The following is a 24,783-nucleotide window of genomic DNA, read 5'->3' on the forward strand; positions in this document are numbered from 1 at the left end:
GGTTCAGCCCTTCTCGGTCACGGCGATCACGATCACCTCGTCCGGCGTGGGCGCCGCCAGCGTGGCGGAGAACGTCCACACCGAGTCGCGGCCATGACGCAGTACGAGCCAGCCGTCGTCGAGGGCTCGATCGTCCAAGATCAACTTTGGCTGCGTCACGGTCACGCCGAGCTTCATCACAGCCTCGCGCGCGCTCCACACTCGGGTGGCGGCGACGGCGAACGACTCGTTCCCCGCACTGCTGCACATTTCTGCGAGTGCGACGCCGGACAGCCCGAGGAGGTCGCGCCACTGCTGCATGGTGCGGTCCTGGACCGCTTCGATGTCGCAGCCGACGGGACGGGAGGAGGCGACGGCGGCGGTGAGGCCGGAGCCGTGGGTCGCGCTCATGGGTTCGGTCGTCTCGGGCCGGCCGTCGGGGCGATGCTGCAACGCCACCGGGTGTCCGAACGCGGCAGCCAGCGCGCGCTCGGTGGCGTCTCGACGGCTCGGCAGGCGCTGGGCTCTGCCGGCACTGCCGGCCGTCCCGCTTCCGCGGGATCCCGAGGAGGCCGAGGGGCGATCCCGAATGACCGCGAGACGCAGCGGTTCGGGGAGCACATCGTCGAGATAGCGTTGCAGGTACGGACCGAGGAGTTCGGGTGTCCAGGAGCTGTCCGTGCGAGGTGACGGGACGGCGGTCAGTTCGAGTGACTCCCAGATCGCGACCAGTGCACCCTGCTTGTCGCGGACCACGACGTCGTAGACGTAGATGCTCCCGTCCTGGGCCCGTTCGGCCGCCACCAGGGTGAACTCCTCGACCTCCTGCCCGTGGGGGAACGACCGCACCCGGCCGACCTTCGACGGGAGCAGGGTGGAGTCGGGGACACACACCTGCAGCGCATGCATGAACGCATCCCTCGCGGCCGGATCTGCGAGCAGCAGCGCATCCGGCAGGACGGGAGAGAACCACTGGCTGTCGGAGCGACGGATATTCGCGACACATCGCCGCGCCGCTACCAGGCGGAAGTCGGTCACCGAGCGGAACCGGGGACCGTGGAACATGATCCGGTCATAGAAGTCGACTTCGAGGTTCATCGTCGTCGGAGCGATGGTCTCGGCGCAGTCGGCAGCCTTGAGCAGCGGATCCCAGCGCTGCATCTCCGCGGCCATCTCCGACACCTGGTCCTCGTGCCCGGTGAGGTCGAAGCCGGAATCACCTCGGCGCAGGCACCGCCCGCGGAAGTGATCGACCTGAAAGAGCGTTTCGGACGATCGGATCGCGACCTGAACCTCGTCGCCGGCCCGCAGTGCGGCGAGCCGGATGGTCGTCGTCTCACCTGCGGAGACCGCGAGGGGACGGTTGAACTCGATGTCGCGGAACTCCACGGGGCCGTCGTCACCGAACAGCGCCGTTGCGGCCTGAGCCATCGCTTCCATGCCCATGACCGCCGGGAACAGGGCATGCCCCGACAATTCGTGGTCGTTGAGATACGGGTCGGCCGTCGAGGAGAGATCGGCCTCGACGATCAACTCGATTCCGGGGAAGTGGAGCCTCGGGCGTTCGAGGAAGCGCAGCAACGGCAGCTCGGCCTTTTCGAACGCGAGGGTCGGGAGGCCGACGGCCCTTCCGAGTACCACCACGTTCGAGGGGGACGGCCGGGTGCGAAGCAGATCGAGCATGACCGCAACCCCGACGTCCGTGGGGATCGGTTCGATCCCTTGCCGGGTCAGTACGTCGAGCACGCCGAGTCGCTCGCCCATTCCGGTGCCGGACCACACCGACCATTCGATGTTCAGGCAGCGGCACTGCGATAGCTGTTCGTCGAGCGAGTCGATCGACCGTCGCAGCCAGTCGTTCGCGGTGGCGTAGTGACCTTCGCCTCGCAGACCCGCGCGTCCGATGATGCTGCCGAACCCGACGACGAGTCGCAGGTGGGAGAGGTCCACCTGGTCCAGGACGTTGCGGAATCCGTCGACCTTGGTGGCAACGGTTCTTTCGAGTTCGTCGACGGTCAACGAACCGATGGCGACGGGCGTGTTGATGCCGGCTCCGTGGAGGATTCCGGTGATTTCTCCCAGTTCCTTTCGGATCGCCCCCGTGACTGCGGCTACCTGCCCGGCGTCGGTGACGTCGGCGGAGTAGTAGCTCACCTTGGTGCCCGAGTCGCGCAGACGCGCGAGGTTCGCCGCGACCTCCTCGTCGGCGGCAGCATCGGCCCGCCCCATCAACGCCAGGGTGCAGCCCGTCTCGTCGGCCAGGGCGGCGGCGCACTCGACGGTGATGCCGCGCGCGCCTCCGGTGACGACGACGACGTCGCCGGCACCGACCGGATAGTCGTCGTGCCCGGTGGTCAGCTCGCGGAGAACGGGTTCTGTCCGCCGGGAATCGTCGTCGTAGGAGACCTCGCGGAAGGAACCGGTGGCAGCAACCTCGGCGCAGACCAGCTGCGCTGCCTGATCCGGCGCGATGCGGTCGGCGAGGTCCACGATCGTCGTGCGCACCGCCGCCGCCTCCAGATGGGCCGTCTTGGCCAGCGCGGAGGCACTGTGACCACGGTTGACGACGACGAGCCGGGTACCGCGCTCGACGGCCAGCCTTGCCGCGTTCACCATGCGGGCATACACGTCGGCGGGGTCCTCATCTCCGGATGCGCCGCTGACGAGCAGGACCCCCTCGCCCACAAGGGCGGCCTCGAGTCGCTGCCGCACGGTGTCCGCAAGCGATTCATCGGGGGGAGCGAACACCTCCCACGTGCCCGGCTCCTCCTCGTCCAGGCTCGGCGGGAGCGGGGACGGGATCTGCTCGACCACGAATGGCCGGACCCAGGTACTGATGCCCGCCAGGTCGTCGCCGGCGTTGCCGTCCGCTTCGTCACCGGCTCTGTGAGCGACGTCCTCGATCGCCTCCGCGAGCTCGGCGATGGTGGCGGTCGCGACGCTGGTGCTCGGCTCGAGCATCGGCGCACCGAACATCTTGAAGACTTCACCCATCAGCTGGGTGATCGTGATGCTGCTCAGATGCAGATCGTCCAGTGGGCGGGTCTCGGGTTGAATCTCGGCGACCGGGAGCTCGACCCGCTCGGCTATGAGGTGGCGCAGCGTGTCCAGTGGATTCTGCGCATCAGCCGTAACGCCGCTGCGGTCGGCCTTGGGAGGCTGGGCCTCCAGCTCGGGGACATGCGAGGCGTCCGGCGCTTGTTCGCACGGGCTCTCGATGAAGGTGAAGTGCTTGTCCAACGGGAGCGGCCGGTTGAACCGCTCGGCCGCGAGGGCCGCCAGATCAGGACCCGAGCCCAGAACGTAGCAGGCTGCGAGCGTTCGGAGGACACCGGCGACAGATCCACCGTCGGTGTCCATCGAGACGACCGGAACGGTCGGGCATATCTCCCTCGCCAGACCGGACAGGATGGTGCCCGGCCCCACTTCGATGAGCAGTTCACATTCTTCGGCCAGTTGCTCGAGAGCATCGGCGTACCGCACCGGTGCCACGACCTGCCGTTCCAGGAGATCGACGACGCTCGATCCGATCCGTATCGGTTCCGCGGTAACCGTCGAGAACACGCCGGCTCGTTTGACCTCGCCGATGTCGGCCTCGTCCAGGTATCCGCGCAGCTTTCGGGCGGCTGGTGCCACGAGCGGCGAGTGGAAGGCATGGGAGACGGCGAGCTTGGCGCCGTGCAGCCCGGCTTCCCTCGCCGCGTCGACTACCGCGTCGACGGCGTTGACGGGGCCGGCGATGACGGTCTGTTTCGGGCCGTTGTAGCCGACGATGACGGCCTGGGTTCCGGTGAGCAAGGGCTGAACCTGCGCCGCGGAGGCGCGGAGGGACGCCATCGCCCCGGTCTCTGTCGGCGCCGCCGGGGGAGTGGTGCCCGCAGGCCCCGAGGTGGCGTTGTGCATCGCCTCGCCGCGGAAGGCCGCGACCTCGACGACGGACGTCTCGTCGAAGACCCCCGCCCAGTACAGGCAGGTGAGTTCGCCGAGGCTGTGTCCGACACAGCCGGAAGCCGACACTCCCGCCCGGTCGAGGACCCGCAACCCGGCAAGGGACGCGGTGACGATGCGCGGCTGGGCGTCCTCGGTTGCGGCACCCGGGGGCCTCATGCCCACCTGCCGGTAGAGGTTCCCGACGACTTCGAACCTGCGCGCGGGGCCTCCGCCGTCACCACGTCCCGGGGCGCCTTGGCCCGGGAACAGAAAACCGATCCGGGGGGCTGTTGCGGCGTGGGCCAGGAACTGACCACGATCCGGCGCGAACAGATACGTTTCGCCGGCTGCGATGGCATCGGCGAGCGCGCGGAGGCCTGAAGCTGCCGCAGCGGGCTCGGATGCGACGACCGCGGCCTTGAACGGGAGCTCGGAGTCGGTGCGCGTGAGTTCGGCGGAGAGATCGCCGAGCTCGGCGTAGGAACATATCGCCGCGACGTCCGCGGTGTGACGAAGGCCGGCCTGGAGGTCGTCGAAGCCGGATGCCGACAGCACCAGCAGTTCGGCGTCCTGGGCCGTGTGGATCAGATGCCTGTGGGCTGCTGCGGGAAGCGCCTTTGCGGGCTCGGTGGACTCCAGGACAACGTGGGCGTTGATCCCCCCGAATCCCAGCGACGACGTGCTCGCGCGGCGCGGCGGCCCGCCTGCCCCGTTGCGCGGCGTCGCTGACGGCTGCGGTGCCGGCCACGGCCGCGGCGTACGGGGAAGCCGCAGCCGGGTGTCGGGGGTGTCGAGTGCCGGGTGTGCCTCGACGTTGCCGGCCACGGGAGGGATGGTGCCGTGGTGAAGGGCAAGGGCGGCCTTCATCAGACCGGCGATGCCGGCGGCTGCCTTCGTGTGTCCGATGTTGCCCTTGATGGTGCCGATGTAGACGGGCTCGCCACCGGTCGGCCTGTCCGCGATCACGCGATTGAACACGTCGAGCTCGGTCTGGTCGCCCAACGCCGTACCGGTTCCGTGCCCCTCGAAGTAGTCGACGGTCTCGACACCGAATCCGGCCATCTGGTAGGCGCGTTCTATGGCTCGTACATGGCCGTCGGCCTCGGGCCGGGAGATACCGCCGTGGCCGTCGGAGGACACTCCCCAGCCCGCGATGCTCGCGTAGATTCGCAGGCCGCGGCTGATCGCGTCCTCCTCACGGACGAGCACCAGCATGCCGCAGCCCTCGCCGGGCCAGAAGCCGTTCGATCTTCGGTCGTAGACCCTCATTTCCGAGGTCGCGAGTGCTCCGGTCTTGGCGAAGCCGACGAGCTCGAACGGGTCGATGGAGGTGTCGACTCCACCGACGACGGCGGTGTCGATCTGCCCGCCGGCGAGAGCGTTGCCGGCGTTCGCCACGGCGAGCAGAGACGACGAGCAGGCGCCGTCCACGATGAAGCCGCCGCCTCCGAAATCGAAGTGGTTGCAGATGCGTCCTGCGATCGTGTTCGCCAGGCCGCCGGCCAGGCTGTCTTCGTTGATGCCGGGGTAGGGGGCCTTGTACTGGGTCTCGTACTCGTCGAGGAACCCGGCGATCTCCTCGACCGACCAGTTCTTGGCCTCCAGCGCCTTCGCCAAGGTGCGTCGTACGTACGGCCATCGGAGCCTCATGCCGGTGGCACGAGTCATGTCTCCGGTCAGGGTGTTGCCGAGGATGACGCCGGTGCGGGCACGGTCGAGTCGCTCGCCTTCGGGAAACCCCGCGTCTTCCAGCGCTGCCGCGGCGGTGTCCAATGCCAGCCAGTGCGCGATGTCGGTGGACCGGTACACGCTCGCGGCGACACGGTGCTTCGTCCGGTCGAACTCCCAGCCTTCGATGACCGCGGCATGAGTGGCGTAATGCCGGTCCGGTGTGGCCGGATCGGCGGAGTAGTAGTCCGCCGAACTCAGGCGTACGTCTGGCAGTCGTCGGAATGCCCGGCGGCCGGCAAGAACGTTCTCCCACAGCTGCCTCGGGTTCTCCGCGTCGGGGTATCGACAGGCCATTCCGACGATCGCCAGTCGTGTCATGGTCCTAGGCCTCCTGTGCGCTGGGCCGTCCGGTCGGGGCTGCTGACGATTCGGCCAGGGATCTGCGCTTCGCGATGAGTACGCCGATCCACGCGCTGATTCCACGGATCGCGCAGACGATCGTGAGAGCGAAGAAGAGCGTGAAGACCACGTTCCACCACATCAGCAGTCCGTAGACCATCGCGGACGAGGCGCCGAACATGAACTGGGCCTTGGGCTTGAACGGCGTGGTACCGGGGTCGGTGATCATGTAGTTGGTGAACAGGAGGAAGGCCGTGCCCGTCATGGTGCCGAGTGCCGCCATCAGCGCAACGTCGAACAGGGCATTGCGCAGGATCGCCTGAATCACGAACCCGCCGAGCCACCCTATGATCAACGGAATCTTGCCGGTGAGCTTCGCGTTCAGAACCGTGCCCGCGGTGGCGAGGATGACGGGAATCGCGATCCGGAACAGCGAGTTGATGTTCTCACCGAACTGATAGGGCGGCGCAACGCTGACCCAGGAGCCGAAGCACAGCAGGGTGACGGTGATGCCGAGGTTCGACGGGTTCATGTAGTGGCGCATGCGGCCGCCGATCGGCGCCTGGAACACGTACTTGCCGGTGACGCCCACGGCGACGCCGAAGAGGACAGGCCAGAACTGATTGTTCGCGTACAGCAGCATGTTGACCGCGAGCGCCGTGATGTGCGCGGGGAGCAGGAACTCGTAGACCCCGCGGAAGCCCCGGCCGAGGAAGCGGGGCGTCCGGCGCTGTGCCCACGCGCTGAGGGACTCGAAGCCCAGATCGATGGCGTACGCGCTGGCCACCGCCAAGAACGGCCAGAGGGGCGGCTGTTCGAACCCCAGCAGGGTGTAGCCGATGATGTTGAAAACCGAGATGGAGATCGCGAAGTTCCGCAGTGCGAGGTAGCGCGGATCCTTCCCGGCCGGCCGGGCGGCCGGCGGTTTGGAGTCGGAGCTGGGCGGCTTGGCCGGCGAGGGCGTCGGTGACGGTGGAGTCGGCTTGGGAAGAGGGGACTTCTCGCGAACGCTCCGGCCGACGCGCTTGGGGATATCGGTGGTCACGGGACGCTGACCTCCTCGGCCGTGTCGGTGAGCATGAAGGTGTGCGTGCCCGGGTCGAGCCGGACGGTCTCCTGGTGGCGCCCGCCTTCGTTGTCGAGCCATGCGAGGGTGGCGCTCACCGGTCGGGCGTCGTTGCCCAGGCCGAAGTGCACGTCGAAGTCCCGCTTGCCGCCATGGCCGCTACCGCCGTCGAGCTGGCTTTGCATCGTGCGGCCGTCGGCGGTTCGCAGGGTGACCTTCGCGTTGTAGGCGGGTGTTCCGGCTGCGGACGGGGTGCTGTTCTGCTCGTCGGCGGGCCTGTACAGCTGGAGTTCGAGGTAGCGGCCCGCCTTCGGCGAATCGTTCCTGTAGAAGGCCGGCGGGCCCCATTGCCGCGCGACGGCGAAGTCCAGCGTTCCGATTCCCCGGGTGTCACCGAGGGCGACCCCGCGGGTCGGGGTTTCGGAGTCGATGCCGACGTGATCGGCGATGTCGACGTACTCCCCGGAGTCGGCCGGTGCATACACCGCCATCGGCTGGTGACCGGCGATGTCGTCGCCGGGGCCCACCTTGGGCCACATGCCGGGCTCCCGCAGGAGGACGTCGTTGCTGGTGGCCAGTTCCTGCAGCCAGGCCCAGCGGTTGTGCCCATCGCCTTGGACGAACCCGGCGGTCTGCAGGACGTTCAACTTGCCGGAGTTCCGTAGATCGGCACCCTTGATGTCCCAGGTCCATCCGGTCCAGGCCAGGCCGACCTCCTGTGCCTGCTGGGTGAAGGGGGCATTCCCGTCATCGAGTTCGGAAGCCATGTCCTCCGGGGTGTCCGCGTCGTTGCGCCACACGTAGTTGCTCTCTTCGAGGCCCCACGCCGTCGTGATGTTGCTTGCGATCATGTCGAACTTGCCGCGGCCGTAGAGGTCGACGAAGTCCACGCCCATCCCTTTGAACGAGTCGTTACCCAGGACGAACGACTTCGGTGTGGTCCAGCCGCGGTCTCCCGTCGCGGTGCTGAACCGGATGTCGCCGGGCTTCGACTCGTTGTAGAACAGGTGGTCGTGTCCGAAGTCGTTCGCCGCATAGACCTCGGGGAGGAGGTCGTCGGTGAGGTCACCACCGCCCAGCGCAAGCGTCCACCCGGTCGCGTCGTCGTACGGGACGGCCTTCTTGTCCTCGACGTACACGGGCTTTCCGTCGTCGTTGCGTACCCATCGCAGGACCCGCAGTCCGCCGCCGTTCCTCGCGTCCGACATGGAGTCGTTCATGACGACGTCGTTCTGGCCGTCGGGGTCGAGAACGGCAGAGTTCGGGAAGTAGTTACCGATCATCAGGTCGGGGTGGCCGTCGCCGTCGTAGTCCGCGACCGATACGGCGTTGGTGTTCCACTGTTCGCCCGTGTAGCCGTCCACTTCTTGGGTTGCGGGAACCACTTCGGTCGGGCGGTACACCGGTGCGGAAGCGGATGCGGGCTCCTCGCCCAGGAACAGGACGGGTGTGCGTCCCCAGTAGTAGACCAGCAGGTCCATCCGCCCGTCGCTGTTGAAGTCGCCCGGGGCACAGCCCATCGGCGCCATCGTCGAGTCGAACGGGAGAGGGCCGGCGTCGAGGACGAACGGAGTGAATCGGTCGGCTGCCGGAGCGGTCGGAGTGTGGGTGACGATCACCGAGTCGGTGCGGGTGTCCACGAGACACATACCGGTTGCCCGGCCGTTCCCGGTCAGGTCGTTGATGGCGACGCTGGCGCCTACGGAAGAGATCCATGAACGGATCTTCTGATAGGCGGGGTTGACCTCTCGGACCGTCTTCTTCGGAAGCTCCTCGTAGCCGGGCGGCATCGGGATCGACATGGGCGAGAACTTGTAGCCGGGCGCGACCCCCGACGGATCCGGGGTGGCGACCGCCGCTCGGGTCACCGCAAACAACGACGCGGCGAGCAGGACCGCGCAGATGGCAGGCGAAAGCATTCGGATGCGCTCTTTCATGAGCCGTCCTCCACCCTGTTCGCGTCGGGCTGTCGAGGTTTCACGGGTGAATCGGTTTCGGCCGCCGCCCTGTCGTCCCCGACGGCCGCTCTTGACTGCGCCCGTATGCGAGGTGGTGAGTCGGCGCTGAAACCTGCTTCGGAGACCCAGCGCTGCATGATGCGGCGACGCCACACCTCGAACGACAGTTGCCCGTCGACCGTGTCTCCCGACGGGCGGCTCTGCGTGGCGATGGCGGCTGCTTCGGTGACGTGAAGTCCGGTCATCGCCAGGACCGCCGCCTCGGTGTGGGGCTGTGCGATGCGTGCGCGTGCCCGTGCTTCGGCGGCGAATACGGACCCTTGGGCAAGGGCGGGCCGGTATCTGCCGGCGCGTTCGGCGAGCTCCTCGAGCTCCTCGGGAGCCGCCCCGCCCGCGTAGGTCGCTGCCAGCCCGATTCCGGCGAAGAGATCCTCGCGCCGCTGCGGGGAGAACGCCTCGATCAGCCGCAGTGCGCGGTTCGGATCGGCACCCGCAACGAACCACAGGGCGCGTCCGATTCCCTGGTCGATCGCGCGAGGGGCGTACTCCGGGTGGCCGCCCGTGGGCAGGGGCGGATCCGGGTCGACGTACTGCCGTCGTACGTACTTCTCCGTGTGGAAGAAGGCCTGATGGAAGCCGTAGCCGTCCAGGGCCAGCCACGTGAGGGTGGCGTCGGTCAGCCCGGCCGTCGCCGCCCGCCGCAGGCGTCGGGGCAGTCGGGCGAGGGACCAGCCGACGCCGACGTGGATCATGTAGTTGTGCTCGTCGGCCGCCGCGAGGAGGTCGGCGGCGTGGTGGCGGTGGCCCAGCGGCAACGCGTCGCGGATGGCCATCGCCATGGCTGCGCCCTCGAACGCGAATCCTCGCCGGACACCGTCGATCTTCGCCAGCGTCGCGGTGGCCTCACCGGTGGTCGAGCTCTGGGCCGCGATGCCGAACCCCTCGATGAACGAGCCGCCGGCCATCTCCAGGCACGTCTTCGCCTGCAGATCGCGCTCGGGGAAGCCGCGCTTGCGCAACGAGGCCTCATTCGCGTTGGGAGTGAGCACTATGCGACGGATGTGTCCCGGCCACGACGCCATGTCGGCCCCTCGCGTTGACTTGACTACGCCACGTCACCACGAGACTGACATCGAAGGGGCGTCGAGCGCTTCTCTCTCGTTGCTCAATCCTAAAAAAGGTACTAATCTCTCCCAGGGTCGCTGGTCGACCAGTGCGGGGAGCGATGTGGGCACTGGTCAGGCGGCGCCTCGTGTGGACGCGTTACGAGAAGGTTACGGAGGGTGGCGTCCCAGCGCGTGGTGTGGGGAAGTGGATTCCCCGGTTCCTGTTCCGGCAAGGCCGGCCGACCGGCCGGACTCTGCGGTGCCTGCATGCCGCCCTCATCGCTCAGGCGCTTTGAACGGACGGGCACCGAGTTTCCGGCGTCGCGCTGACCCGCGGCGGCTCAGGTCCTGCACCGCCTGGTGGGACGCCACCTCACGGAGGGAGGCCGGTAGCCGCCACTGACGCGAACTCCGAACGGGGACGACTTGCGCCGGCCCGGCACGAAGGGCCGAGGCCGGCGCCGGTCACCTGGTTTGAACTGCAGCGTGCCGTTGCGCAGTGGCCATGGTTCTTGGGCTTTACACAAGCGCATCAAAGGTATTCCGGTCTTGGACCGTTGAGCTGCACGGTACGGGTGGGCATCGGACCGTAAGTCGTTCTTACCGCAGCGTCGTACTGCTGCAGCGGAACACGATCCACATGAACGTCTGATCTTTCTGCGAGCAGGTGGATGCGGGTGTGTTTCCTTTGATGGGACGCATACGCCTGACCTGTTCGACGGCCGTCGAAACCCAGAGCATCGTCGCGGCAATGCAGTATTGCCGTGCGATGGCGAGTTGCGCCTTCTTGTAGAAACGCACCCGATAGATCCACCGGCAGGTGTTCGATCACGAGATCGGAGGGAGCCATGTCTGATCCGGTTGGGGACAGCATGATCTACATGTGGGAGAACTGCGGACACCAGCTCAACCTCGGCGACATCGCCGCGTTCGTGAGGTACAGCAAGTTCCATTTCGCCCGGAAGTTCCGAAGAGAAGCAGGGTGCTCACCTGGGCGCTTCCTCTGCACCGTCCGGATGGCGCGAGGCAAGCAACTGCTGTCGACGAGCATGGCGACGGTGTCCGACATCGCGCCTGCAGTCGGCTACCAAAGTCTGGGAACCTTCACCACTCGGTTCACCGAAGTCGTCGGGCTCACTCCGTCCCAGTACAGGCGCTCATCCCAAGCGGACCTCACGCCCTTCGACTTGGCCGCCCCGGGAATTTTACATGATGTCAACCCGCGTGGCTGCGTCACGGGTCGGCTGATCGGCACGCCACGAAATCGGGGGACGCGCACCCACGTGAGCGTGTTCTCGAGTACGAGGCCGCTCAAGCCGCCTATCGCCGCGGGGTTCGTGGACCCCGACGGTGGGTTCTGCTTCGCCGGTCTGCCGTGCGGCAAGTGGCTGATGCGGGCGATTGCGGTCGAGAAAGGATCCGAGGATTCGTTGGCGGAAGTGCTTGTCGGAGTGAGCGAAGAGTTGGACGTTCGACCAGCCGACCAGATCACCGCCGACGTCGTGCTCCAGGAGCCGACGACGGGGATGGTGCCCGCGCTGCTTTCGGTCCCGGGGCTCGATCGCTATCTCTCCAGTCTCCTGCGGAGCAGTACGCGAGTGTGACTGCTCAGGACCGTTCGTGTGGATGGATCGGCGGTGGGAGCAGGCGCGGGTGAAGGCGTCGGCCGGCCGGCCCCTCCACGTCTCCTCCGCCGTGGGGCACCTGGCTGCTGCTGAAGGGGCAAGGCGGGTCGTGGCAGCAGCCGGGCCCGGTTCACAGGAAGCAACCGGTGACTGACACACCCTCAGCGGCGCCAGCGCACGCCCTCCGCTGCGCTCCCACCTGCCCATCATCCGCAGAAACGGCCCCAGCCTCCTGGCGGCACACAGCGACCCCGGCACCGGCAGACCCGACCGCCGCTGCTCGGGCTTGACTCAAGTGAAAGTCCACACTAACGTAAAAATTCACTAGGGAGCTTGAACTGTGCTTGACCGTTCTGCTGAGGTGCAAGACAGGAGCAGAGTTGATGCAGCCAGCACGAGACGCCTATCCGAAACAGCAGGTGGCCTGGACCATCGCGCTTGCTGCACTGACCAACTTCATGGTGAGTCTGGACAACCTGGTCGTGGCGACCGCGTTGCCGACGCTGCACGAGGATCTCGGAGGTGACGCGGCCAATCTGAGCTGGGCGGTCAACGCGTACACGTTAGCCTTCGCCTCCCTCATCCTCACGGGTACGACCCTGGCTGACCGGTTCGGTCGCCTGCGGGTGTTCTCGATCGGCCTCTCGGTGTTCACGCTCGGTTCCATCCTGTGTGCCGTCAGCCCGTCGCTGGAGTTCCTCATCGGTGCGCGGGTCGTGCAGGGCATCGGTGGCGGGGTCGTGCTCCCGCTGACCCTCGCGTTGATCACCTCGGTGACCCCGCCTGAGGAGCGAGGAAAAGCCATCGGTATCTGGGGTGGCGTCATCGGCATCGCCGTCGCGTCCGGACCGGTCGTCGGCGGCGCGATCATCCAGGGCTTCAGCTGGCATTGGATCTTCTGGCTGAACGTACCCATCGGGATCGCCGTCATCGCATTCGCCCGCACGCATGTACCCGAGTCCTTCGGTGGCTCCAGAAAGATCGACCCGGTCGGCCTCCTCCTGGTCACCTCCGCGGTTCTCCTCATCGTGCAGGCGCTGATTCGCGGTCCCGAGCGCGAGTGGACCGACATCACGGTTCTCGGCGGGCTCATCCTGGGGCCCCTCTTCCTCCTGGGCTTCATCCTGTGGGAACGCAGGGTGTCGGAGCCCATGATCAATCTCAGTTTGTTCCGGAACCAGAACGTGTCTGCAGGATGTGTATCCAACTTCATCCTCAACGCAGGAATGTTCGGTCCGGCGTTCCTTCTTACTCAGTACATTCAGCTCGGGCTCGGGAACAGTCCTATCGAAGTGGGTGTGCGACTACTGCCGTGGACCGCGCTGACCTTGGTGATTTCCCCGTTTGTCGGTCAGTTGGCGGACAAGATCGGTGAGCGGTATCTGGTCACTGTCGGTCTGCTGTTGCCGGGGGTGGCATTCCTGTGGATCGGCATGGAAATGTCCGATTCTGCCGTGGGGTACGGTAGCCTGTGGCTTCCGCTCCTCTGTGCCGGCGTGGGCACCGCGATTGCGTTCCCCTCGGTCTCCTCCGCGGTGATGCGGTCGGTAACTCCCAAGCAGGCCGGGATGGCATCCGGATCCAGCGAGACGTTCGCGTATGTCGGCGCGGTATTCGGCGTCGCGATAGTGACCGCGTGGTTCGCCGCATTCGGGGACTACGGCACTGCTGATAGTATGGCCGAAGGAGTCAGTCCCGCGTTGCTCGGGATTGGTGTGCTCAGTGTCATCGGAGCGATTGTTGCCGTACTAGTCATCCGACAGCAGAAGATGGCGGCGCCTGACCATGACAGGGATTTCGAAACAGCCGGATGAGGTATCGACTGCCGCGATCCTGCGTGCGTTCTCGGACGAAAACCGCCGCACCATGCTCGAATTGGTGGCGAGTACAGAGATGTCCGCCGGTGAGATCGCGGGGCACTTCACGGTCACCCGCCAGGCCGTCTCGCAACACCTTCGAGTGCTCAAGGAGGCGGGACTGGTCGAGGAGCGTCGTGACGGAAGAAGCCGGTTCTACCGCACGAGGGCCGACGGGATCGCGATACTTCACCAGTACTTCGACAACCTCTGGTCCAACAGCCTCGCACTCGCCAAGGAAATCGCGGAGGAAGCCGAGATCGACGCGCATGGCGGCAGCGATCATCGGGACGACTCGGCCGATCGGGAGAAGGGGATGCCCGTCTAGGGCACGGACGGTATCCTGGCGGCGCCACGGACCGTCAAGGTGAGCCGAGAGGCGTTGGCGACGGCCAAGCCGAACAGGGGAGTCGAGTGCGCGAACCGATGTGCCGACTGTCGAACGGCGTCGTGATCAAGCACGTGGGCGACAAGACCGATATAGCGGCGTTCTCGGGATGCTTGATCTCATCTGCACGGCAGCCATCGCGGCGAGTCTTCCACCCAGGGCGTCATGGATTCGCATAAAGCGGACATGACGCCAGGATGCTCGCCGCTACCGAACAACATCAAGGGCCAGGGATGAGTTCAGTAAACGCTAGGCAGCCGAGTGTCGTAGTCGACCAGCACGTCGTGAAGGCGAGCGTTGTCGTGAACTGCGGTCAGGAGTCGGCATTCTCGACTTTCGTCGGTCGGGTTGCGGACTGGTGGCCGCTGCAGTCCTATTCGCTCGGGCGGGATCAGATCAAGACAGTTGTTGTCGAGAAGCATGTCGGCGGCCGCATGTACGAGGTCCGTCCGGACGGCGAACGTAATTGGGGTGTGTTCACCAGCTGGAATCCACCGCATGGTTTCGTGCTTCGGTGGGAGGTGATCCCCGACGCCGCGACCTATGTGGAGCTGATCTTCGAGAAGGTGACCGACCGTTCGACGCGGGTATCGGTCGAACACACCGGCTGGGAGAATGTCGACCCCTCCCTGCTGCCCCCGGACTGCAATTACGGGGAAGGCTGGCAGGTAACCCTGAACAACTTCGCCGAGGAATGCGCGAAGCCCTCTGCTGCGGGGCCGGCCTGATCGGCAAGCCGCCGCAAGGCGATGCGGTCACATCGGTCACTTTCGACTCGGCTCCATGCTCTCCTTGCGCGGTGGCCGTGCCCTCGCCGGCGGTCGAGCGGTCGGGGGCAGCCGAGTTCAGTCGACCGGGTCCGACAGCCACTCGCCCTTGAGTATGACCGTCCGGCCGGAAAGCTCGTGAAATCCGTTCCATACCTGAATGCGGCGAGGGAGGAGTCGGATGTACACGTAGCCCGGCATCTGCCGCGGATCGTTGGAGACAGCGGCGAAGCGGTCGGCGACGTCCGTGGTCATCTCGCGAACCGGCAGGAGACCGTCGAGAACGGTATCGATCATCACCACATCAGACGTGGTACCCACTGCCAACCGTGCCCGCCCGGTCTCCCGGAGGTTCCGTACGGTCTTGCTGCTCTCACCGGTTGCCGTGACGATGGCGTCGTTGTCGCCGACGAACGCTACCGGAATCAGATGAGGCCCGGAGTGCCCACCTGTCGACAACCACATCCGGAATTCCCGCTCAAGTCGTAGGCGGGCGGCCGCTTGGCGTTCGTCATGAGTACGGGGCGCTGGCAAATCAGGATTCTCCTCGTGCTTGCGTCATGCCCGGACAACGAGCACCCCCGTCTTCAAGTCACAGGATCTCCGGCTGTCGTACGAGTGTGAAGCGACCTGTGCGGTGGACCGGGACAAGCTGTACCGGGCTTTCCGCACCGGTCGTCACACTCAGTCACTATGCTCACTTCATGCCGGAGGTCCTGCTCTCCTCTCCCCTCCGTCGACCAGGGAGGTGCCGGCGTAGACGGTGGAGCGTCCGGAGTATGCGCCTGTTCGCCATGGTGCTTATCGCCCCCTGCTCGTCCGCTTGATCAAGCGTTCCCGGCCCTGCTGGACCTCTGGACGGCCGGGCCGACGTACGCGTAGACCTGCCGGTGGACGTGGATCAGCCGCCAGCCGCGGGCGAAGGTCGGCGGCGGCGTCGTACGGGTCGTGAGCACCGCTACCGGGATCCGGCCCGCCTTACGAGCCAGCGCCGCCGCAGTGGTGTTGCCGTTGTGGCCGCCGGTGTCGGCCGACGAGCAGATGGCGCTGAAGGCGATCGGGATGTGCGGCGCGATCGCCGCGTCACCGGTGAGCACGCACGGCGGCCGGACCCCCGCGCGGTTCAGCGCGCCGGCGGTCCGGGCCCAGTCGCGGTGGCTTTCGGTCGCGCGAGCGACGAGGTGGTGCAGCACGGCCGACTGCACGACCAGATGCCCGGCGAGAGCGACAGCGGCCAGAGTCACCGCAGTCGCGCGCCAGGCACCGCTCGGGGTGGCCCGTACCAGGGAGACGAGGCCGCGGGCGACCGGAATCGCCAGCAGAGCGTACGCCGGCAGCAGGAACCGGGGAGCGGCATAGCCGATCAGGAACAGGTACGGGAACGCGGCCGCCGCCGCGCAGGCAAGCGGCAACGCGGTGGCCCCAACGGCGCGCCGTGCCCGGACCGCCACTGCGAGCCCGACGGCGGCCAGCGCGGAAAAGGCGAGCCACCAGGCGAACACCACCGGATTCGGCATCTCACCCGTGCACGGCCGGCACAGAGTGCGCCCGCTCTGACTGCGCATCTGGTCGTCGACGGCGACGTTCCAGCTCAGCCCGCCCTGGATGAGCGAGGCGTCGTGGAGCCGCCGGCCCAGGCCGCCGTAACCGGTGTACGCCTCGATCACCCATTCGGCCGCACCGGCCGCGAGCCCCGCTGCGAGGGCGAGCGGCAGCCGGCCGTACCGCCACTGGCGGACGACGGCACTGGCCATGAGCAGCGGCAGGCCCACCCACACCGCGTCCATCGGCCTCATCAGCGCCATCAGCGCCGCGGCCGCCGCGAGACCCCACACCGGAGCGCGCCGGGTCCGGTCCGCCTGGGCGTGCAGGAAACAGCCGACACCGGCCAGCGCCCCGATCGCCACCCAGTAGTTGGGCATCGCCTGCGGGCCGTAGAAGAGCGTCACCCACAGCGAGGCGAACAGGGCACCGCCCAGCGCGACCACCTTCGCGGGGAACAGACCGCGCCAGGCGCGCAGGGCCAGCCAGAGCCCGATGCCGGACAGGACGGCGAGGTAGACCCGCAGCAGCGGAGTTGACGACGACCAGGCCGCGATCGGCGCCACCAACAGCGAGACGCCGCGAGCGCGCGGGGCGCTGAAGAACGCCGCCGGGGCGTGCCCGCTGATCTGGCTGACGTACACCGTCTCGTCCCAGCCGAGCCCCATCCCCGGGCGTACGAGGACCAGCTGTGCCAGCGCGAACGTCAGCGCCACCGTCGCAGGAAGGAACCTGCTGCTCAGCGCCGGTCCTCGGGGGACCAGAGTTGCGCGGGCAGTGCCCGGCGTCACGGCAGTCATCCAGCTATCCCCTACAGGATGTAGGGCCATTCAGGGCCCTACGGGGTTGAGTGTCGGTGATGGATTAGAAGCGGACCAATATGGACAAAATGGTTCAATCTGTTCGGGAGTGTAGCGCGGAGGTGACCGGGGTCCTGCTCGGCGACGGGCCGATCCTGCTGCTTTCGTTCCTCGCCCCTCCGGGAGCGGCGAACGCCGTCCTGGTCCTCACCGCGGGGTGGCGGGCGGGCCGGGATGCGGCTGCCCGCCGACTGGCTGGGCGGCGACCGCTTCCGGGCGTGCCTCTCGCTGGCCGCTCTGGCGGCGGCCTGCACCGCGCGGAAGCGGATCTGGTCACCTGCCCTCGACACAGGTGCCGGAGCGCAGCCGACACGGCTGGACGGACGCGCGGGCGACGCGGCGGGCTCGGGCCTCGGTCCCACCGGCACCGGGCATCGGTCCGCCGGCGTCCGGGTGCAGCTCCCACCCTCGGCGTCCACGTCAACACGCTGCTGCTCCAGCACGTCCTCGCCGAACCGAAGTGGGCCAAGAAGCTTTCGGACGAGGCCCGGCGCGGCCTGACCGCGCTGTTCGGATCCAACGCCGACCCCTACGTCACTTTCCGCCTCGACAAGGGCAAACCGGCTCGATCTGGCGGCGGTCGTGCCCCGACCGCGCACCTCGGGGATGCCGCCGCGGGGAGGGCCATGCGCCTGACGGCGTCGTGAGCGGCTCGGTCCATGGCGTCACAGGAGGACCTGACATGGGGGCGAGCTGGCGGGGCACTCTGGCGTCATAAGCCGTCGTCGCCGGTGCGAGAGCTGTGGGGGGGGGGTGTGTTGCCGCGCGATGTCAGCCCTAAAGGTTGCCTGGTAACTGTGAGGGCTGGTGTGCGTTGGTCTGGCCGTGCAGGTGAACTAGCCGCCGGGGCGCGCCGCTTCTTCCGCAGACGCCAGCGCTGCACCGACCGCTCGCTGATCCGCAGGTCACGGGCGATCACCGGGTTGTCCTCACCGGACCGGAACTGCTCGGCTGCCTCCAGTCGTAAGCTCTCGTGGAAGGTCCGCCGTTCATCGGTGAGCCCACCACCTTCTGCGTACCTCACACCTCCGGTAAACCGCAGGGGTCATGAGGCGTCAGCCCACACGACATCTCCCTTTGATCACGCCGATGACGGGTGCGCGGTCGACCGGCCGGTCCCGGCGAGGTGCGGCCCGTCCCATGGGGCCCCGACGGCGCCACCGGCGGTGGGGCGGGCGTCGCGTGCCCCAGTACTCGTGGAGCGCGCAGATCCGGTTGCCGCGCACCTCCACGACGATGAACTCCCAGTTCCGGTATGCCGCCGTGTGCTCCGAGGCACCACGGAGTCGTACTCGTAGAAGACCCTGTCCCCGGCCACGGTGGTCCGGCGGCGTTCCCCGAGGGCGCGGTTGCCGTGGGCGGCGTGGAACGCGGTCCACTCGGTCACCGCCTGCCGGCCCGCGCTTCCTTCGAACCGTCCGCGGGCGGGACTCTCGGGAAACCAGAAGCTGAAGTCGTCCGTGAGCATCGCCAGGAACCGTGACCAGTCACCGGTGCCAGCCGCGGTCGAAGGCGTCCATCGCCGCGTTCGCCACCCGCAGCACCCCGTCACGGTGCCGATCGGCGCCGGCCCGGGCCGGCGCCGCCCCAGCCGGGACGGGAGCGAGCGCGCCAGCCCCGGCGATGCTCGTGAGCAGGGCGCCGGTGGCGGTGACGTGCATCGTGCACGGCTGGCGGCGTACGCGATTCCGGCGGCCGGCGGCTGACGGGCCGTCACGCGGTCAGCCGCCACACGCGTTGCCCGTGCGGTGGATTTCACGGGTACTTCACAAGTCGTGCATGGCCTGGCACCCCTGTGACCACGCACGATCACGGAGGAGCCGCCCACATGCCCGTGGGCGGCGTGCGTTCTGTGAAGGAGCCCCGCCGTGTCCAGCCGTCGTCACTTCCTTGCCGGGTCCGCCGCGCTCGGCCTCGCCGCGCTGCCTCCCGGAAGCGCCCGCGCCGAAGGCCGGAGCCCCGCCGCGCAGGGCGGCGGCGGGCGGCCCAACGTCGTCGTGATCCTCGCCGACGACCTCGGGTACGGCGGTGTCGGCGCGTACGGGCAGCGGCTCGTCCGCACGCCCCGGCTCGACCGGCTGGCGGCCGAGGGGCTGCGGTTCACCCAGGCGTACTCAGCGGCGGCCGTGTGCGCCCCGTCGCGCTGCGCGGCGCTGACCGGGGTGCACGCGGGGCACGGGCGGGTACGGGAGAACCCGTTCGGCGGCCCGCAGGGCTCCCTCACCGAGGACGACACGACCTTCGCCGAGGTGCTGCGGGGCCGCGGCTACCGCACGGCGTGCATCGGCAAGTGGGGTTTCGGGCCCGAGGAGGCGGACCAGCCGAGCCACCCCAACGCCCGCGGGTTCACAGACTTCTACGGCTACCTCACGCATGGGCACGCACACCAGTACTACCCGCAGTACCTCTGGCACAACGGCGCGAAGGAGCAGATCCCCCAGAACGCCGACGGCGCGCGCGGCGCCTTCGTCATCGACCTGCTCCAGGAACGGGCCGTCTCCTTCCTCGACGCCCACGCCGGCGAGCCCTTCCTCCTCATGCTCAACCCCAACGTCCCCCACGCCCCCAGCGACATTCCCGACCAGGGCGAGTACGCCGACCGCCCGTGGAGCGAGGCGGACAAGGGCCACGCGGCCCAGATCACCAGGCTGGACGCGCTGGTGGGTGCGGTCGTGGACGCGCTGGTCCGGCTCGGTGTGCACCGCGACACCCTGCTGCTGTTCTCCAGCGACAACGGCCCGCACGAGGAGGGCGGCGTCGACCCCGACCTCTTCGACGAGAACGGGCCGCTGCGGGGCTACAAGCGCAACCTCTACGAGGGCGGCGTCCGCGTCCCCCTGATCGCCTGGCGCCCGGGGACCGTACGGCCCGGCGTCAGCGAGCGGCCCACGCCGCTGACCGACCTGCTGCCGACCCTCGCCGAGGTGGCCGGCGCCCCCGCGCCGCGCGACGTCGACGGGCTCTCCGCCGCGTCCCTGCTGGCCGCCCGCCCGGCGCCGGCCCCGGTCCACCACCACCTGTACTGGTACCGCAACGACCCGGGGTCCACGAAGCGCGCCAACGCGGTCGACGGCGGCCGGATCCTCCGCCTCGCCGAGTCCGTGCGCCGCCGCGACTGGAAGGCGGTGCGGTTCGCGCCCGGCCGGGACCGGGAGGTGCCGGACGCCGCGTGGGACTTCGAGCTGTACGACCTGGCCGCGGACCCGGCGGAGACCAGGGACGTCGCCGCCGAGTACCCGGGCGTGGTGGCCGAGCTCACCGGCCTGCTGCGGTCGTCCTGGGCCGGGGAGTACGAGCGCGAGCGCTTCGGGACCCGTATCGAGTCCCCCGAAATCGCTTATCCCGGTGAGCCCTTCACTGTCGCCGCAACCCTCGCCAACGGCTCAGGCCGCGCCTGGACCGACGCCGGGATCCGGCTGTACGCGCCCGCCGGCTGGCGGCTGCGGCCCGCCGGACCGGCCCGCGCCGCCGTGCTCCGGCCGGGGGCCGTTCTGCGGACGACGGTCGAGGTCACCCCGGCGCGCGGCGACGCCACCGCGGGCCCGCGCCTGCTGCGCGCCGAGGGCACGGCGGCCTACGGACGCGCCGCCCTGCGCTACCCCGTGTCCCGGACCGTGGCGGTGCCGCCGCCCGCACCGCGGGGCGACAGCTTCCTCAGCGACCTGGAGTGGGTGTCCGCCAGCAACGGCTGGGGACCGGTGGAGCGGGACCGCAGCAACGGCCGCCAGGCCGCGGGCGACGGCACCCCGATCGGCTTCGGCGGGGTGACCTACGCCAAAGGGCTGGGCGTGCACGCCCCCTCCGAGATCGTCTACCACCTCGGCGCCGCCGCGACCCGGATGACCGCGGTCGTCGGCATCGACGACTTCTCCGCGTCCCAGAGCGCGAACGGCGCGACGGCCGCGCAGGTGTGGGGCGACGGCCGCCTGCTCTACGAGAGCGGCACGCTCACCGCGGCCACCGGACCGCGGGAGGTGGACGTGGACGTCACCGGTGTCCGCCTGCTCCGGCTGGTGGTCCAGGACGCCAACGGCTCCACCTCGTACGACCACACCTCCTGGGCGGCCGCGCACGTCCGGGTCTGATCCCGGCGTGCTTGGGACCGGCCTGCGCCGGCGCAGGCCGGCCTCAGCGGATGCCCGGGCGGCGCCGGGCGAGGCCGTCCAGGGCCACCCGTCGAAGCCGACTCGACACGCACACCAATCTCTGGCGCGTCGCAGTCCGCAGTGGGAGGACCTTCGCGTAGCTGCTCGTGTTCCTCGCCCCCTTAACGGCAGCATCGGAACGATTCGCCTTCGTTGTTCCAGGCGGGGGAGTCCGTGGTGACGCCCGGCGCGATGGCTCGGGCATTCCTCCCCGGCCATCACACTCAGTTACTATGCTCACTTCATGCCGGAGGCCGGAAGCAAGGGGCGCACCGCCATCGACGGGTTGCCGGGGAGTCAGGAGGGTCTGGATGCCAGCCGGAACTCCCCAGATTCTCCCCAGGGCTGGATCGGAGCCGGACTCCTCGCCTCGCCTTCACCGCCGCCTCCATCGACTGCAAGGTGGAAACGTTGGACGGCCTTGGATGATGCTGCGAGAAGTCACCGCGACCCGCTATGTCACACCACTGCGTGAGGGTGGGTCGCTCCCCGGTGTCGTCGAGGCCGACGACCTCGGTACGTACGTCATGAAGTTCACCGGCGCAGGGCAGGGCCGCAAGGCGCTGGTCGCCGAGGTGATCAGCGGCGGGCTGGCGCGGCGGCTGGGGTTGCGGGTGCCGGAGCTGGTCGGGCTGCAACTCGATCCGGTCATCGGGCGCTCCGAGCCGGACGAGGAGGTGCAGGCGCTGCTCAAGGCCAGCGGAGGGCTCAACCTCGGCATGGACTTCCTGCCCGGCTCGCTCGGCTTCGACCCGCTGGCCTTCCGGGTCGACGCCGCGGAAGCCGGCCGGGTGGTGTGGTTCGACGCGCTCGTCGGCAACGTCGACCGGTCGTGGCGCAACCCCAACATGCTCGTCTGGCACGGCGATCTGTGGCTCATCGACCACGGCGCCACCCTGATCTGGCACCACAACTGGCCTTCCGCCGCGGCCGCCGCCGAAAAGCAGTACGACGCCTCGGACCACGCGCTCGCCCCCTTCGGCCCCGATGTGGCCGCCGCGGCGGCGGAGCTGGCGCCGCGGGTGACCGACGAGGTCCTGGCGGAGACGGTCGCCGAGGTGCCGGACGAGTGGCTGGCGGACGAGCCGGGGTTCGGGTCGCCGGCGGAGGTGCGGGCCGCCTACGTCGAGACGCTGGCCGCCCGCGCGCCGCGGGTGCAGGAGCGGATCGTCGTCGGCGAGCGCAGCGCGGACGGGCCGTCGAAGGCGCCGGAGTGGCTGAAGGCCGAGCCGCCGCGGAGGGGGACGCGATGAGCGGGCGCGAGGTCTTCGAGTACGCGCTGCTGCGCGTCGTGCCGCGGATCGAACGCGGCGAGCAGATCAACGCCGGGGTGCTGGTGTACTGCCGGGCGCACTCGTACCTGTGCGCGCGCACCCACCTGGACGAGCGCCGGCTCCTTGCCCTCGACCCCGAGGTGGACATCGCGGGCGTACGGGCCGCGCTGCACGCGGTGGAGGAGGTGGGCTGCGGCGGTGCGCGGGCGGGGCAGGCGGCCGGGGACGACGCGGGGCGGCGCTTCCGCTGGCTCGTCGCGCCGCGCAGCACGGTGGTACAGCCGGGGCCGGTGCACTCGGGCCTGACCGAGGATCCGGAGGCGGAGGTGGAGCGGCTGCTGCGGCTGCTGGTGCGCGTACCCGCGTGACGCGGGTACGCGCCGGGGCGTACCCGCGTACGGACACCCCGCAGCGGCGCCCCGTTGACACGGCGGGGCCGGACTTCTAGCGTCACGTGAGCCGTACGTACTAAGCGGTTGCTCACCGCCCGTCGGGCGGCACCCGGCCCCAGCCAGCGCGAGGAGAACACCAGCATGTCCACCACCGGAAGGGTCGCGATCGTCACCGGCGCCGCGCGCGGCATCGGTGCCGCCACCGCCGTCCGCCTGGCCCGCGAGGGGCGCGCCGTCGCCGTGCTCGACCTCGACGAGGACGCCTGCGCGGAGACCGTCGGGAAGATCACCGCCGCCGGCGGCACCGCGCTGGCCGTCGGCTGCGACGTCTCCGACGCCGCCGCCGTCGAGGCCGGCGTCGCCCGCGCCGCCGCCGAGCTCGGCCCGCCCGTCATCCTCGTCAACAACGCCGGCGTGACCCGCGACAACCTGCTGTTCAAGATGGCCGAGGACGACTGGGACACGGTCATGAACGTGCATCTGCGCGGCGCGTTCCTGATGTCCCGGGCCTGCCAGAAGCACATGGTCGACGCCGGCTTCGGCCGCATCGTCAACCTCTCCAGCAGCTCCGCGCTCGGCAACCGCGGCCAGGTCAACTACTCGGCCGCCAAGGCCGGGCTGCAGGGCTTCACCAAGACCCTCGCCAAGGAGCTGGGCAAGTTCGGCGTCACCGCCAACGCCGTCGCGCCCGGCTTCATCGCCACCGAGATGACCGCGCAGACCGCCGCCCGGGTCGGCATGGACTTCGCCGACTTCCAGGCCGCGGCCGCCTCCCAGATCCCCGTCCAGCGTGTCGGCCAGCCCGACGACATCGCCGGCGCCATCGCCTTTTTCACGGGTGAGGACGCCGGCTTCGTCTCCGGTCAGGTGCTGTACGTGGCCGGCGGGCCGCTCGACTGAGGACGGGGGACGAGGACATGACGCAGCAGGAGAGCGCCGGCGCTCCGCAGGGCGCGGACAGCGGGCGGGTCGCCCTGGTCACCGGGGCCAGCCGCGGCATCGGCTACGGCATCGCGGAAGCCCTGGTCGCCCGCGGCCACCGCGTGTGCGTGACCGGCCGCGGCGAGGAGGCGCTGCAGGAGGCCGTGGTGCGGCTCGGTGCCGACCGGGCCATCGGCGTACCCGGCAAGGCCCACGACGAGGAGCACCAGGCCGAGGCCGTGGCGCGCACCATGGAGGCGTTCGGCCGGGTGGACTACCTGGTCAACAACGCCGGCACCAACCCCGTTTTCGGTCCCATCGCGGACGTCGACCTGAACGCCGTGCGCAAGGTCTACGAGACGAACGTCCTGTCCGCACTGGGCTTCGCCCAGCAGACGTACAAGTCGTGGCAGCGCGAGCACGGCGGCGCGATCGTCAACGTCTCCTCCGTCGCCGGGCTCTCGGCGTCGCCGTTCGTCGGCGCGTACGGCATGAGCAAGGCCGCGATGATCAACATGACCCTGCAGCTCGCGCACGAGTTCGCGCCCGGTGTCCGGGTCAACGCCATCGCGCCCGGCGTGGTGAAGACGAAGTTCGCGGTCGCGCTCTACGAGGGCCGCGAGGAGGAGGCCGCCGCCGGCTACCCGCTGGGCCGGCTCGGGGTGCCCGAGGACATCGGCGGCGCCGCCGCGTTCCTCCTCTCCGACGAGGCGGGCTGGATCACGGGGCAGACGCTCGCCATCGAGGGCGGGATCTTCCTCAACGCCGGCTGGAGCTGAACCACCAGTCACACACGCCACACACGTTCCCCCGGGTCACTGCGCTGTCCCGGGGGATCCGTGATCCACCAACCGTGGGGTAGGGTCTGCGCACCCCATCGAACAGGTGCAAGGAGGGGGACAAG

Annotated in this window: 18 protein-coding genes and 1 pseudogene; 9 read left to right on the forward strand and 10 right to left on the reverse strand. The window is 68.9% G+C overall.

The genetic code is table 11. The features are described 5' to 3' along the window. Nucleotides 1-3 precede the first annotated feature (3 nt). The 5 genes from ABGA99_RS04500 to ABGA99_RS04520 form a co-directional block, all read right to left on the reverse strand. The gene (locus tag ABGA99_RS04500) at nt 4-5,958 is read right to left on the reverse strand and encodes an SDR family NAD(P)-dependent oxidoreductase (RefSeq protein WP_347579195.1); all 5,955 of its coding nucleotides are present in this window, start codon (nt 5,956-5,958) and stop codon (nt 4-6) included. Between the two features lie 4 nt (nt 5,959-5,962). After that, nucleotides 5,963-7,024, reverse strand: a complete 1,062-nt coding sequence (locus ABGA99_RS04505) for an enediyne biosynthesis protein (RefSeq protein WP_347579196.1) — start codon at nt 7,022-7,024, stop codon at nt 5,963-5,965. After that, nucleotides 7,021-8,964, reverse strand: coding sequence for a CRTAC1 family protein (locus ABGA99_RS04510; protein ID WP_347579197.1), 1,944 nt, complete (start codon nt 8,962-8,964; stop codon nt 7,021-7,023). Before ABGA99_RS04510 ends, ABGA99_RS04505 begins: the two co-directional genes overlap by 4 nt. Before the next feature lie 14 nt (nt 8,965-8,978). After that, nucleotides 8,979-10,085, reverse strand: a complete 1,107-nt coding sequence (locus ABGA99_RS04515) for a DUF1702 family protein (protein WP_347579198.1) — start codon at nt 10,083-10,085, stop codon at nt 8,979-8,981. A gap of 556 nt (nt 10,086-10,641) precedes the next feature. Beyond that, nucleotides 10,642-10,941, reverse strand: a complete 300-nt coding sequence (locus tag ABGA99_RS04520) for a hypothetical protein (protein ID WP_347579199.1) — start codon at nt 10,939-10,941, stop codon at nt 10,642-10,644. A 40-nt stretch (nt 10,942-10,981) separates the two neighbouring features. Between ABGA99_RS04520 and ABGA99_RS04525 the strand changes: the two genes are divergently transcribed. The 4 genes from ABGA99_RS04525 (at nt 10,982) to ABGA99_RS04540 (ending at nt 14,706) form a co-directional block, all read left to right on the forward strand. Further along, nucleotides 10,982-11,713 (forward strand): helix-turn-helix transcriptional regulator, encoded by a 732-nt coding sequence (locus tag ABGA99_RS04525; RefSeq protein ID WP_347579200.1) that lies wholly within the window; start codon nt 10,982-10,984, stop codon nt 11,711-11,713. 404 nt (nt 11,714-12,117) lie between these two features. Further along, nucleotides 12,118-13,548, forward strand: coding sequence for an MFS transporter (locus ABGA99_RS04530; RefSeq protein WP_347579201.1), 1,431 nt, complete (start codon nt 12,118-12,120; stop codon nt 13,546-13,548). Then, the gene (locus ABGA99_RS04535) at nt 13,520-13,918 is read left to right on the forward strand and encodes a metalloregulator ArsR/SmtB family transcription factor (RefSeq protein WP_347579202.1); all 399 of its coding nucleotides are present in this window, start codon (nt 13,520-13,522) and stop codon (nt 13,916-13,918) included. Before ABGA99_RS04530 ends, ABGA99_RS04535 begins: the two co-directional genes overlap by 29 nt. Nucleotides 13,919-14,262: 344 nt before the next feature. After that, entirely contained in the window at nt 14,263-14,706 is a 444-nt protein-coding gene (locus tag ABGA99_RS04540; protein ID WP_347579203.1) for an SRPBCC domain-containing protein, read from the forward strand. Nucleotides 14,707-14,823: 117 nt separating this feature from the next. On the opposite strand, the gene ABGA99_RS04545 is transcribed toward ABGA99_RS04540, so the two are convergent. The 5 genes and pseudogenes from ABGA99_RS04545 to ABGA99_RS04565 all read right to left on the reverse strand — a co-directional run bounded on the left by ABGA99_RS04545 (nt 14,824) and on the right by ABGA99_RS04565 (nt 18,808). Next, a complete protein-coding gene (locus ABGA99_RS04545; protein ID WP_347579296.1) occupies nt 14,824-15,048 on the reverse strand; it encodes a hypothetical protein in 225 nt (74 codons plus the stop codon). A 21-nt stretch (nt 15,049-15,069) separates the two neighbouring features. Beyond that, a pseudogene (locus ABGA99_RS04550) lies at nt 15,070-15,279 on the reverse strand (pyridoxamine 5'-phosphate oxidase family protein); the annotation flags it as partial. 293 nt (nt 15,280-15,572) lie between these two features. Continuing rightward, nucleotides 15,573-17,003, reverse strand: a complete 1,431-nt coding sequence (locus tag ABGA99_RS04555) for a hypothetical protein (protein WP_347579204.1) — start codon at nt 17,001-17,003, stop codon at nt 15,573-15,575. A gap of 856 nt (nt 17,004-17,859) precedes the next feature. Continuing rightward, the gene (locus tag ABGA99_RS04560) at nt 17,860-18,171 is read right to left on the reverse strand and encodes a helix-turn-helix domain-containing protein (protein ID WP_347582182.1); all 312 of its coding nucleotides are present in this window, start codon (nt 18,169-18,171) and stop codon (nt 17,860-17,862) included. A gap of 463 nt (nt 18,172-18,634) precedes the next feature. Continuing rightward, nucleotides 18,635-18,808, reverse strand: coding sequence for a hypothetical protein (locus tag ABGA99_RS04565; protein WP_347579206.1), 174 nt, complete (start codon nt 18,806-18,808; stop codon nt 18,635-18,637). Between the two features lie 207 nt (nt 18,809-19,015). On the opposite strand from ABGA99_RS04565, the gene ABGA99_RS04570 reads away from it, so the two are divergent. The 5 genes from ABGA99_RS04570 (at nt 19,016) to ABGA99_RS04590 (ending at nt 24,658) form a co-directional block, all read left to right on the forward strand. Further along, nucleotides 19,016-21,232, forward strand: a complete 2,217-nt coding sequence (locus ABGA99_RS04570; RefSeq protein WP_347579207.1) for a sulfatase-like hydrolase/transferase — start codon at nt 19,016-19,018, stop codon at nt 21,230-21,232. A gap of 488 nt (nt 21,233-21,720) precedes the next feature. Further along, nucleotides 21,721-22,545: a HipA family kinase gene (locus ABGA99_RS04575; RefSeq protein ID WP_347579291.1), complete on the forward strand. Its 825-nt coding sequence runs from the start codon at nt 21,721-21,723 to the stop codon at nt 22,543-22,545. Then, on the forward strand, nt 22,542-22,934 hold the full coding sequence (locus ABGA99_RS04580) for a DUF3037 domain-containing protein (RefSeq protein ID WP_347579208.1): 393 nt from the start codon (nt 22,542-22,544) through the stop codon (nt 22,932-22,934). Before ABGA99_RS04575 ends, ABGA99_RS04580 begins: the two co-directional genes overlap by 4 nt. Nucleotides 22,935-23,099: 165 nt before the next feature. Further along, nucleotides 23,100-23,858 carry a 3-oxoacyl-ACP reductase FabG gene (gene fabG / locus ABGA99_RS04585; protein WP_347579209.1) on the forward strand — a complete coding sequence of 253 codons (759 nt, stop codon included), beginning with the start codon at nt 23,100-23,102 and terminating at the stop codon, nt 23,856-23,858. A gap of 17 nt (nt 23,859-23,875) precedes the next feature. After that, entirely contained in the window at nt 23,876-24,658 is a 783-nt protein-coding gene (locus ABGA99_RS04590) for an SDR family oxidoreductase (RefSeq protein WP_347579210.1), read from the forward strand. Nucleotides 24,659-24,783 lie beyond the last annotated feature (125 nt).

This window comes from Streptomyces sp. B5E4, from assembly GCF_039871555.1.
GTDB lineage: Bacteria > Actinomycetota > Actinomycetes > Streptomycetales > Streptomycetaceae > Streptomyces.